13 protein-coding genes and 1 other annotated feature are annotated in these 12,318 nt (G+C 31.0%); of the genes, 2 read left to right on the top strand and 11 right to left on the bottom strand.

Annotated features, from left to right (window positions below; translation table 11 throughout):
- Positions 1-322: 322 nt before the first annotated feature.
- Positions 323-380, top strand: a sequence feature (sodium ion sensor (DUF1646 type); this cis-regulatory element may regulate processes involved in with the transportation of sodium ions).
- 69 nt (positions 381-449) lie between these two features.
- Complete coding sequence (gene nhaA / locus V7Q02_RS12535) at positions 450-1,655, top strand: Na+/H+ antiporter NhaA (protein ID WP_333861362.1); 1,206 nt, start codon at positions 450-452, stop codon at positions 1,653-1,655.
- A 331-nt stretch (positions 1,656-1,986) separates the two neighbouring features.
- A complete protein-coding gene (locus tag V7Q02_RS12530; RefSeq protein ID WP_333861360.1) occupies positions 1,987-3,360 on the top strand; it encodes a TIGR00341 family protein in 1,374 nt (457 codons plus the stop codon).
- Positions 3,361-4,086: 726 nt separating this feature from the next.
- Here the strand turns inward: V7Q02_RS12530 and V7Q02_RS12525 are convergent.
- From V7Q02_RS12525 to hisD, 11 genes are all read right to left on the bottom strand, one after another.
- On the bottom strand, positions 4,087-4,860 hold the full coding sequence (locus tag V7Q02_RS12525; protein WP_333861359.1) for a histidinol phosphate phosphatase: 774 nt from the start codon (positions 4,858-4,860) through the stop codon (positions 4,087-4,089).
- Positions 4,861-4,984: 124 nt separating this feature from the next.
- Positions 4,985-5,575: a hypothetical protein gene (locus V7Q02_RS12520; RefSeq protein ID WP_333861358.1), complete on the bottom strand. Its 591-nt coding sequence runs from the start codon at positions 5,573-5,575 to the stop codon at positions 4,985-4,987.
- An 83-nt stretch (positions 5,576-5,658) separates the two neighbouring features.
- On the bottom strand, positions 5,659-6,273 hold the full coding sequence (locus tag V7Q02_RS12515; RefSeq protein WP_442882169.1) for a phosphatase PAP2 family protein: 615 nt from the start codon (positions 6,271-6,273) through the stop codon (positions 5,659-5,661).
- Positions 6,274-6,450: 177 nt separating this feature from the next.
- Positions 6,451-6,783: a phosphoribosyl-ATP diphosphatase gene (gene hisE, locus V7Q02_RS12510; RefSeq protein WP_333861356.1), complete on the bottom strand. Its 333-nt coding sequence runs from the start codon at positions 6,781-6,783 to the stop codon at positions 6,451-6,453.
- 30 nt (positions 6,784-6,813) lie between these two features.
- The gene (hisI, locus tag V7Q02_RS12505) at positions 6,814-7,137 is read right to left on the bottom strand and encodes a phosphoribosyl-AMP cyclohydrolase (protein WP_333861364.1); all 324 of its coding nucleotides are present in this window, start codon (positions 7,135-7,137) and stop codon (positions 6,814-6,816) included.
- Positions 7,138-7,191: 54 nt separating this feature from the next.
- Entirely contained in the window at positions 7,192-7,953 is a 762-nt protein-coding gene (gene hisF, locus V7Q02_RS12500; RefSeq protein WP_333861355.1) for an imidazole glycerol phosphate synthase subunit HisF, read from the bottom strand.
- On the bottom strand, positions 7,954-8,670 hold the full coding sequence (gene hisA, locus V7Q02_RS12495; RefSeq protein WP_333861354.1) for a 1-(5-phosphoribosyl)-5-[(5-phosphoribosylamino)methylideneamino]imidazole-4-carboxamide isomerase: 717 nt from the start codon (positions 8,668-8,670) through the stop codon (positions 7,954-7,956).
- Positions 8,671-8,700: 30 nt separating this feature from the next.
- Complete coding sequence (hisH, locus tag V7Q02_RS12490; RefSeq protein ID WP_333861353.1) at positions 8,701-9,309, bottom strand: imidazole glycerol phosphate synthase subunit HisH; 609 nt, start codon at positions 9,307-9,309, stop codon at positions 8,701-8,703.
- A 15-nt stretch (positions 9,310-9,324) separates the two neighbouring features.
- Positions 9,325-9,909: an imidazoleglycerol-phosphate dehydratase HisB gene (hisB, locus tag V7Q02_RS12485; RefSeq protein ID WP_333861351.1), complete on the bottom strand. Its 585-nt coding sequence runs from the start codon at positions 9,907-9,909 to the stop codon at positions 9,325-9,327.
- A gap of 21 nt (positions 9,910-9,930) precedes the next feature.
- Positions 9,931-10,986 carry a histidinol-phosphate transaminase gene (gene hisC, locus V7Q02_RS12480; RefSeq protein WP_333861350.1) on the bottom strand — a complete coding sequence of 352 codons (1,056 nt, stop codon included), beginning with the start codon at positions 10,984-10,986 and terminating at the stop codon, positions 9,931-9,933.
- 16 nt (positions 10,987-11,002) lie between these two features.
- A complete protein-coding gene (gene hisD / locus V7Q02_RS12475; RefSeq protein WP_442882168.1) occupies positions 11,003-12,298 on the bottom strand; it encodes a histidinol dehydrogenase in 1,296 nt (431 codons plus the stop codon).
- Positions 12,299-12,318 lie beyond the last annotated feature (20 nt).

Raw genomic sequence — 12,318 nt, 5'->3', positions numbered from 1 at the left:
GTTTTTCCATCCATATTATTCTAAATGAAAATCTCCATCATATTTGAACTACGCCCATTTTTTCTTAGTATCATTTTAACCTGAGTTCGAAAAAATAGAAAGAGAAATTATATATATAATAGGACAAACACACGTTAAAAAACTAACACTGATTTTTCAAGGTGTTTCAGCTTTTGGTATATATTTGTCAAAACCTAGAAAAGCTAAAATCAATGCTTTATAAATTTCATGCACTTGTCCTGATAAATAATAAGTTCACTATTGATATTATATATGCTAAAGAATATAATCTATTTAAAAATAAATTAATATACCTATGTTCGGTTGGGTATATTATTAAATTTACTTTCAAGTAATTTCGGTTTCTGGGGTGGGAAACTTAATTAGGGTTTTATCTCTCTTTTTATTTTTGTAAAATAATTTTAATGATATAAGAAAGGATACGAGGTATGAAAAATAACACAAACAATAGAACTTATAGTTCTTTAAACTTTTTTAGAAGTGAATCTTTTAGTGGAATAATATTATTAATTTGCACTGTTATTGCAATCCTATTAGCAAATTTAAATTTTGCTCCAATTTACAATGAAATATTACATAAAAATATAACAATTGGGTATAAAGCAGCATCTGTATCAATGTCAATTTCTCATTGGATTAATGATGGATTGATGTCAGTATTTTTCTTTGCAATTGGTATGGAAATTAAGAAAGAGTTATTAATTGGGGAGCTTAAATCCTTAAAAACAACTATACTGCCAATTGCTGCTGCTATAGGTGGAATAGTTGTACCTGCAATTTTCTATGCATTATTCAACTATAATAAACCAACTATCAATGGTTTTGGAATTCCTATGGCAACGGATATTGCATTTGCCTTAGGAGTAATTTCTTTAGTTGGTAAAAAAGCACCTAAGGGGATTGTAGTTTTTCTTACAGCTTTGGCTATAGTTGATGATTTGGGAGCAATTATTGTAATTGCAATATTTTATGGCACTGAAATATCATGGTTTTACCTTTTATTAAGTTTAACTATTGTTGGTGTACTTATATTAGCAAATAAATTTAAAGTAAAATCTCCAACTATTTTTATTATTATTGGAATTGTACTATGGTTTACTATGCTTAAATCAGGTATACATGCTACATTGGCAGGAGTATTACTTGGAATGATAATACCTGGCTCAAGAGATGAAGAAGCATTTAAAAAATCAATGCTAAATAAACTTGAACATGCAATATCACCATGTTCTTCTTATTTAATTATGCCTATATTTGCATTAGCTAATGCAGGAGTAGTTATAAATATGAACAGTCTTTCAACAATTATGTCAACACCTGTTAGTGTTGGAATTATTTTAGGACTTTTCTTAGGAAAACAATTAGGTATATTTGGTGCTTCAACAATATTAGTAAAATTAGGTATCGCTAATTTTCCTTTAGGAGTAAATAAAAAACACTTATATGGTGCAAGTGTACTCGGAGGCATTGGATTTACAATGTCAATATTTATTTCATCTTTATCATTTTCAGATGAAGCTATATTATCTACGGCAAAGATAAGTATAATAGCAGCTTCGCTTTTATCTGGGATATGTGGATTAATAATTTTTGCACTTATAAAACCTGAAACTAATAATGTAAATATTGTTTAAAGACATATTTTCTTTATATTAAATATTAAAAAGTAAATCTATGATATTTTTGTTATATTAATTACCATAGTTTAGTTAATTTATTCATGGACATGTTAGCTAATATTACACAGTTTTTATGGTTTCATAAATAGCAATTCCATATTATAATATTTACTTTTCAGTACATGACCCGGATGCTCCTTTTGCCCCACATAAAATATAGATAATAAAAGCGAGCAATTTATTAACTATACCAACAGCAATTAAAGTTTACGTATACTTCAATATTTTTTACATGATTTAATCAAGCCTTAAAACTAAATGAATATTTACTAAAGGAGTATTTTACATGTTTCAGTTTTTACCAATCATATCAGCAGAAAAAAGAAAAATAGTATACGATTCTATAAAGATGGAATCGTCTATAGGTGTTACATATTTTTTATTAGTTATACTAGCTGCAGTAGTTGCAACACTAGGATTACTTACCAATAGTACCGCTGTAATAATCGGAGCAATGCTTATTTCTCCTATTATGAGTCCTATAATAGGAATGTCTTTTTCTATGACACTTGGTGAATCTAATCTCTTTGCTAAATCTATAAAGGGTATTATTTTAGGAACTGTTGTTGCAATTACAGTGAGTGTATTTATAACACTATTTATACCATCTAGAAGCTTGACAGATGAAATATTGTCAAGAACAAAACCTACTCTGATTGATTTAGTTATAGCACTAGCTTCTGGTTCAGCTGGTGCCTATACTATGTGTCATAAAAAAGAAGGTTCAGTGCTTCCTGGCGTAGCTATTGCAACAGCTCTTATGCCTCCACTTTGTGTTGTCGGAACAGGGTTAGTTCAAAATGAATACACAGTAGCCTTTGGCGGTTTCTTTTTATTTTTAACAAATTTAATATCTATAAATTTAGCGAGTGCTTTAGTTTTTAAGTTTTCAGGATTTACAACAAAAGATGAAATTGATAAGTCAGAAAAACAGAAGACTATTTTAAAAATGAATCAGCGTAGAATGCTTATTTCTATTACAGCCTTTGCCATTATTACAATTCCTTTATCTTACATTATGTATGCCACAATAGTTCAGGAAAGAATGAAAAAACTAATTGATGATTCATTATTAAAAACTACGTCTACTTTTGATGGTATGGATTTAGTAAATTATACATATAAAATAAAAGATAATAAAGTTTTGATTAATACTGTAGCTAGATCAATTAATAAATTAGATGGAAGTAATATTAAACTTATGGAAAATAGTTTAGAAAAACAATTAGGAAAACCTGCTCAAATTACTATGAAAGTTATATTGGATCAAGAAGTTGATTCTTCAACAAAATCAGAAGATACAACTTTAGATAAAACAGTTAAATCTCAAACTAAAGAGAATACTGAGGAATATCAGCCTACTCTGAATGCGGATAAAGCAATAGAATATGCAATTAAGGATAAGTTATCTTTAACGAAAGCGAAATTAGTGGATTTTAGTTTTTCATATTCTAGTGACGCCTCACAATATATAATTGATGTACAAGCTGAAGACGAGAAAAAATTATCAGATGCTATAGAAGAATCGATAGAAAGTGTTTTAGAAAATGAACTTAACAGAAAAATTGTTGTTAATATAAAGTTTACTTTAATGCCTATAGATTCAGATAATTCCAATAAATCTGATAGTGTGAAAGCTCCTGATATATATAAACCTTAAGACTTTTAAGTTGGAGTAAAAGGAGCATCTAAAAGGATGCTGCACACCATCTAACGATGGCAGTTCCATGACATAATATTTATCTGAAAGTGAGAAGAATTTGCGGGAAAGTATGATAATATATTTTATTAGATTTTTGTTTATTGACCTAACTATAAATATATCAAAAATTTGTCTGACAAAAAGATCCACTTTAGGATTCAATAAAAGAGGACAAGGCTATATTGAAAAAACTATGTGCATATATCCACTAGTTCTTACCCCTATAAAGTTAGCTATTTGTTATTGTAAATTATATAGCTGATCCGGCCTTTGTCTCTGACCATAATTTATCTAACGAAAATTCAACCATAATTGATGCAAAATTAAAGACTGTACTAGATAATACCAGCCATTACAATCTTATTATCACATAGGCCAGAATCATTCTCTACACACGCAGATAATAAATTGATTTGGTTTTAAGCGGTCACGCTCATGTGGGACAGATACGGTTACCTTTTATTGGAGAACTTTTTACACCAAATCAAGGCTTCTTTCCTAAATATTCTGAGGGCATTCATGAAAAGAATGGAACCAAAATGGTTGTAAGCCAGGCCTTGGAAATAGTTTCCCTGTAAAAATTAATAATTCTCCTGAATTGATCATTATTACACTGGTATCACAGGGAAATTTATAGGATTTATACCTTCATAACTTATATAATATATATTTTATTTTTCTTAATTAAAAACCCTTATCATATTCCATCAATCTATTCTTGAAATATACTATCTTTAAATTGCAAAGCTCTGAAATTTCCCATGCCACCTTAAAATTACTCCCTATAGCTTCCACATTATGGGCATCGGAACCTACTGTCACATATTTTCCCCCTAACTCACTAAATCTTTTATAGATATCTATCATATTTTTTACTGATGTATCACTATATAGTTTTCTTGTATTTAATTCCAGACATTTGCCCTCTTTTACAACTTTGCTTAATATTTCATCTATTATATCAGAAAAATCCCTGTAATATATTTCTTTATCTTTAAACTTGGCATACCTTGCTATATAATCAATATGTCCCAGACTATCTATAAATTTAAATTTATCCAAATTCTCCAATATAACTTCAAAATATTTAACGTAGGCTTCTTTTTTATTTTTTCCTCTATAATAATCCTCATAATAAAGATCCAAGTTTTCCACCAAATGTACCGATCCAATTACATAATCAAAGGAATTATTTTTTATCAAATCACTGCTTTCTTTGGAACAATCCTCTTTCATACCAAGTTCTATTCCTAAAAGCAGATCATTACCTCTATATTTAGAATATGCATTAAAATAATCTCCCACATTAAAACAAAATAAATTTTTTTTGGGGAAATTAATATCCATATGTTCTGTCACTATAGCCGATATGTTTTTTCCTCTCATATATTTTATGGCATCTTCTATCTTCATATCTGAATCTGTAGAAAAAGTTGTATGTATATGTGTATCAAACACCTTAAATCCCCCCCTAAAATTAAAAATTAAGAGAAAGTCAGAAACATTAAAGTTTATATAACATAAAATAACGATTATATAATTAATGCTAGAACTTTCTCCTCACTATTTTATTAAATATTACTTAAACAAACTCATTTACCTTTACACATTCATAGGCACATCGTGAAATTAAATCAGCTACTTTGTCCACAGTTTCCTTAGTGCAATCTCTTACCACTTCAGCTCCCAATTCTCCATTTTCCCATATAAATTGATATACATTTAAAAGTATGTTATCTCTTATACGGCAGTAAAAATATTCTCTTTCCATGAGCATTACCCTTTTATTCATATTTTCTATGCAGTTATATTTTTTTACTATATTTGCGGCATCATCACCTAAAGGCTCTCCGGATTTTAAAACCACATCTCCACCTAGAACCTCTGTTTTTGAGGTATTGTCGATCTCTGAGAGCATACTGCTTACTTCCATTACTGAAGGCAGTGCTGATTTTTCCACCCAATCATATATAACCTTTCTTTGCTTTCTCCACACTGTCATTATGTATACAATGTCAGCTTTCAATTCCAGGCTATAATCATTAAGATCCCCAAATTCTTCACGTTTTGCTTTTAGAACATTTACTATACTTGTCTGCCAATAGCCTTTAGCATTCAATATAGGTTTTGTAGACGCTTCCACCAAGTCAGACAGTAATTTGTAGTTATCCATTTTTTTATCCCTCCTAAAAACTCATACTTATATTATAATTCATTATCTCCAAAATTTGAATGTAATTTAATTGTCAAAACTGCTTATTGTTCACTATTTATATCGATATATTTATTTGAAAACACTATTTCACATTTTTCTAAGATAAATCCTGCAACAAATCTATACAATATCTCTGCTAATATTATAGCAGAAATCAAGTCTAAAATTACATGTTGTTTTACAAATTGAGTAGATAATATTATAAATATCCCTATAAAATTTATACTTATTTTATTCATTCTATTTTTTACCCCTTCCATACATCCTCTTATAACTGCATAAGTTGTCAAGACATGTATACTTGGAAAACAATTGAAAGGATTATCCCATCTATAGGTAAGTTTAACAATACCTATGAAAATATCCCTGCCGTAAAGAGTGGGTCTCGGTACTGTTGTTTGAAATAAAAAATAAGTTATATAACACAAAAACATTCCTAAAATTATAGTAATCATAGTTTTATAATAGATTTTTCTATAGTTAAAGCAAAAATATACCAGTATTAATATTAAAAAAGGATACCATACCCAATACATAACTATGAACTCCTTTATAAAAGGCACCTGTTTATCTAAAAAAGTAACTAAATTATAACAGCCATTAAGAGGATTGTTTAACTTTCTATAAATTATATTTATTACAGGTATTACAAGCATGAGACTTAGGGGTATAATATTTAATCTTATATGTTTCAAGCTATCATCAGCTCCCAAATAAATTTTTCACATTTCTACTATCTATAATTTTTATTATAGATAGTAGAGCTTAAATATTTACTATTTAAATACTTAAATATTTGTTAAATTATATGAAGCCCATAATAGCATGAAACCTTATATTTTCTCTATAGCTTTCCTATCCACTTTTTTATTACATATTTTTTGCCTTCTCTTTTCAAGTTCTTCTTTTATATCCTCCAAAGTTATGTTCTCATTTGCCATCAAAACCAAAACATGATATACGAGATCACATATTTCACAAATCTTATCTTCTTTATTATCATTCTTACTGGCAATTATGACTTCCGCACTCTCTTCTCCAACTTTTTTTAATATTTTATCCAATCCTTCTTTAAATAGATAGTTAGTATAGGAACCCTCTATTGGATTTTCTCTTCTATCTTTCACCACATTATATAATTCTTCTACCACACTTTGTAATTCCACAAACAAATACTCCTTTTCAAATTTTATTATTTAAACTATGCTCCTGTAAAAACAACTTCTATTTCCAGTATGACAGGCAGCTCCTACCTGTTCCACTTTTATTAAAAGTGTATCATAATCACAATCTACACTTATACTTTTTACATATTGATAATGGCCTGAGGTAGCCCCCTTATTCCACAGTTCTTTTCTGGATCTGCTCCAAAACCAGGTTTTTCCCGTTTCAATAGTTTTATTTAAAGATTCTTCATTCATGTACGCCACCATGAGCACTTCTCCATTTTGAAAGTCTTGAATCACAGCGGGCACAAGTCCTTTTTTAAAATCTATATTTTTTAAAATTTCCTTTTCCATACTATCACCTATTTTACTATATTCCATAATTATATTTTTTACAAGAGATATTGTTTACAATCTTACAGAAATATTTTTTTTGTGAAGATAATCTTTTACATCCTTTATTTCTAATTCTCCGTAATGAAATAGAGAAGCTGCAAGAGCTGCATCTGCTCCAGTGTACTTAAATACATCATAAAAATCCTCTAAAGAGCCACATCCCCCGGAGGCTATTACGGGAATATTTACAGATTGGGCTACTTTTTTGGTGAGTTCTATGTCATAACCATTTTTAGTACCATCTGCATCCATACTGGTAAGGAGTATTTCCCCTGCACCCAAACTCTCCACTTTCTTTACCCATTCTATAGCATCTATTCCAGTATTTTTTCTTCCTCCTTCTATAAATACATCCCATCCTGACACATCTGCCCTTTTCTTTGCATCTATTGCAACTACCACACATTGAGATCCAAATTTGTCTGCAGCTTCATATATTAAATTGGGATTTCTTATAGCCGCTGAATTCACAGATATCTTATCTGCCCCTGCCCTAAGTATAGCCTTAAAATCATCTATGTCTGATATTCCGCCTCCTACAGTAAGAGGAATAAATACCTTTTCCCCAGTTCTTTCCACCACATCAATTAATGTTTTTCTCTTCTCATAGGTAGCTGTAATATCCAAAAATACTATTTCATCTGCCCCTTGTTTATTATAATACTGTGCTATATCTACAGGATCCCCTACATCTTTTAAATTTACAAAGTTTATTCCTTTGACTACCTTTCCCATATTTACATCTAAACAAGGAACTATTCTTTTAGTAAGCATCTAATTCCCTCCTATCTCTATGGCTTCTTTCAGAGAAAGTGTTTTTGCATATATGGCTTTCCCAACTATAGCCCCATATACATTTTCCTTTTTGAGACTTTTAATGTCTTCTATATCTTTTATGCCTCCTGAAGCTATTACATTGCATTTAACTGAATTTTTAAGTTTTAAAAGCTGTTCTACATTGGTTCCCTCCAAAGTTCCATCCTTGCTTATATCCGTAAATATTAAAGTCTGTACTCCTATCTTCTCCATTTCTTTTCCAAAGTCTATATAATTTGTTTTGCTTAAAGTAGTCCACCCATCTGCTGCAGGTACCCCATCTTTTGCATCTATTCCTACTGCAATTTTTTCTCCATAATTTTTTACACCTTCCACTACCAGATTCCTGTCCCTTAATGCTGCTGTTCCAAGTATTACTCTGCTTATCCCTAGTTTTATAAATCTATCTATGGTTTCTATATTCCTTATACCTCCACCAACTTCTATAGGTACATCCACATTTTTCACTACTTTTGATATTATATCTAAATTTTCCCCATTTCCCCTCAGTGCTCCATCCAAGTCCACCATATGTATATACCTAGCACCTTCACTTTTAAATTTTAATGCTGTTTCCAAAGGGTCTTTTGCCACCACTTCTTGTGAATTCATATCCCCCTTATATAATCTGACACATTTTCCGCCTTTTAAATCTATGGCAGGAAGTATTATCATATAAAGCCGCCTCCTTAAAATACGATGATTTTATTTATCTAAAAGTTTCACAAAATTCTCCAACATCTTTATACCTGTATCTCCACTTTTTTCGGGATGAAATTGTGTTCCATACACATTCCCATTACTTACAACTGCCGGTACCTGAATTCCATAAGTACTATATGCATTTAAGTTCTCTTCATATCTTACATCTGCATAAAAAGAGTGTACAAAATACACATAACTATTTTCAGGAACAGACTCTAGTAGTATACATTTTCTTTTTATATTCAAACTATTCCATCCCATATGCGGTATTTTTATATCCCCATAGAGTTTGGTTATATTTCCAGGTATAAGCCCTAACCCTCTGCAATTTTCTACTTCTTCCCCAGTATCAAATAAAAGCTGCATTCCAAGGCATATGCCAAGCAGAGGTATTCCTTTTTCTACAATATTTTTTACAGCTATATCCAGTTTTTTATCTTTTAGGTTCTTCATGGCCTCAGGAAAGGCACCAACTCCCGGTAATATCACTCCCTGGCTCTTTTCTATATAATTTCCATCTGAAGTTATTTGGGCTTCTTTTCCTATATATTTCAATGCTTTTTTTACACTTTTCAAATTTCCCATTCCATAATCTATAATAGAAATCAAAATATTCCCTCCTTGTTAAATCATTCCCTTTGTAGACAAACTACCTTCTATTCTTTCATCTAGTGCCACTGCTTCTTTCAACGCATGGGCAAAAGATTTAAAAATAGACTCTATAATATGGTGAGTATTTTTCCCATAAAATACTTTTATATGGAGAGTCATCTCAGCATTAAAAGCAAGTGCCCTAAAAAATTCCTCTACAAGCTCCGTGTCCATTTCTCCCACCTTGGAATTTTTTAAGTCTCCCTGAAAAACTAAAAAAGGTCTTCCGCTTAAATCCACAGAACACATGGATAAACTTTCATCCATAGGTATAAAAAAAGTTCCATATCTTCTTATACCCTTTTTATCTCCCAGTGCTTTTTTTATGGATTTTCCAATACATATTCCCACATCTTCTACGGTATGGTGAAAATCTACCTCCAAATCCCCTTTGGCATATAGGTCCATGTCCATAATTCCATGCTTTGCTATCATACAGAGCATATGATTAAAAAAGCCTATACCTGTATCAATATTATATTTTCCCTTCCCATCTAAATCCATTTTAACTTTTATATCCGTTTCATAGGTCTTTCGCAAAATTTCTCCTGTTCTCAATGAGACACCTTCCCTCTAAAACTATTTTAGTATTTTACTTAAATTATCTATAACAGCTTCATTTTCTTCCCTGCTTCCCACAGTTATTCTTAAAAAATCCTTAAGTCTCCCCTGTTTGTAATTTCTAACCACTATTTTATTTTCAAGGAGATATTTATACACAAATTCTGCATCTTTAAACTTTACAAGTACAAAATTTGCACAGGTAGGATATAATTTAATCTCTTTAAACGCATTTAATTTATCTACTAAAAAACTTCTTTCCCCTTTTATCTTTTCTAAAGAATTATTTATATAATCTATTTCCTCAAGTATGACTTCTCCTATAGCCTGGGTTACAGAACTTACATTAAAGGGAGGTTTGGCCTTTTTTATTTCATTTAACAAAAGGGAATTAGTTATTAAAAACCCTAATCTTATGGCAGCAGAAGCCATGGCCTTTGAGCAGGTTCTGAGCACTATGAGATTTTCATATTCATATATACTCTCTACTATACTTTCTTCATAAAATTCAACATAGGCTTCATCTATAACCACCGCACAATTACATCCCTTTAATATTTTAAAGATCTGTTCTTTATTCAGAACTTTTCCAGTAGGGTTATTAGGGTTTGATAGAAATAATACCTTTACTTTCTCCTCATTTACTTTTTCTATAAGTTTATTTTCATCCAGATTAAATTCTTCATCCAGTTCAAAAGTTAAAGCCTTTCCTCCTCCTATGCCAGCATAGTTTCCATACATGGAAAAATCGGGTTCCACAGTCATTATATTTTCATTTTTATCTACAAGGGTAGCTATAATAATCTGTATAAGTTCATCTGAGCCATTTCCGGCCATTATATTTTCTTTTTTTATGCCCAGGTATTTAGAATACACCCCACACACCTTTTCTGCTCCGGCATCAGGATATCTGTTAAACTCCACATTTTTTATTTTATTTAATATTTTTCCCATCATATAATCATCTAACTTCAAAAAACTTTCATTGGCATCCAATTTTATTTCATAATCCAATTTAGGTACATTATAGGGTACAAAATTTTGAAGGTTTTCTTTAAATAATTTCTCTATCATAATTTTTTCTCTCCTTTTAAGCTTTATTCCTTACTATTATGGAATTGGCATGGGCAGTAAGTCCCTCTCCCTGGGCCAGTTTTACAATTTTATCTCCTATTTTGGAAAGTCCTTTCTCCGAATAATGTGTAAAACTAGATTTTTTTACAAAATCATCTACAGACAAAGGAGAGAAAAATCTAGCAGTACCACTGGTAGGCAGCACATGATTGGGTCCTGCCATGTAGTCTCCTAAAGGCTCTGGTGAAAAATCCCCTAAAAATATGGAACCTGCATTTTTTATATCTCCAAGTACCATAAATGGCTCCCTTATGCAAATTTCCAGATGTTCTGGAGCTATTTTATTGGATATATCCAAGGCCTCTCTTATGCTATCTACTATAATTATAACTCCATGTTTATTTAAGGATTTTCTTATTATATCTTTTCTTTCCAAGGATTCTATCTGTTTTTCAAGTTCTTTTTTAACCTCTTTGGCTAAACCTTTTGAAGTGGTAACAAGTATAGAGGAAGCCATTAAATCATGCTCTGCCTGTGACATTAAATCCGCTGCCAGGTAGGCGGCCTTTGCACCTTCATCTGCAATTATCAATATTTCACTAGGTCCTGCTATCATATCTATATCTACATAACCATACACACTTTTTTTAGCCATGGCTACAAATATATTTCCAGGTCCTACTATTTTATCCACTTTATCAATACTTTCGGTACCAAAAGCCAGTGCACCTACCCCTTGGGCTCCCCCTACCTTATATATCTTGTCTACCCCTGCTATATCTGCAGCAACTAAAATATTGGGATTTATAGTTCCATCTTTCATAGGAGGTGTTACCATAATAATTTCACCCACTCCTGCTACTTTAGCCGGAAGGGTATTCATAAGTACTGAAGACGGGTATGCCGCTTTTCCTCCAGGCACATATATGCCCACCTTTTCCAAGGGTCTTATTTGTTGTCCAAGTATTATTCCCTGCTCCTTTGCAATCATCCAGGAATTACTTTTTTGTTTTTCATGAAAAAACATTATATTTTCAGAAGCTGTTTTTAGTGCTTCCATAAACTCATGTTCCACCAATCTATAAGCACTTTTTATTTCACTTTGAGTTACCAGTATATTTTCTTTTGTCACCTTGTTACTGTCAAATTTATTGGTATATTCTATAAGTGCAGCATTTCCCTTTTTTCTAACTTTTTCAAGTATTTCATTTACTTCTAAAATTACATCGTTATGGGATTCTTCTTCTTTATGCCTAAGTTCATAAAAGTATTTTTTTCCCTCTTCTGTATTTGCCCTTATAATACTTATAATTTCCTCTGTCATGGTCTCCC

Origin of the sequence: Clostridium sp., from assembly GCF_036781005.1 — a bacterium.
Classification (GTDB): Bacteria; Bacillota; Clostridia; order Clostridiales; family Clostridiaceae; genus Clostridium_B.
The sequence above is the reverse complement of the archived record's forward strand: the minus strand, read 5'-3'. Positions and strand labels throughout refer to the sequence as shown.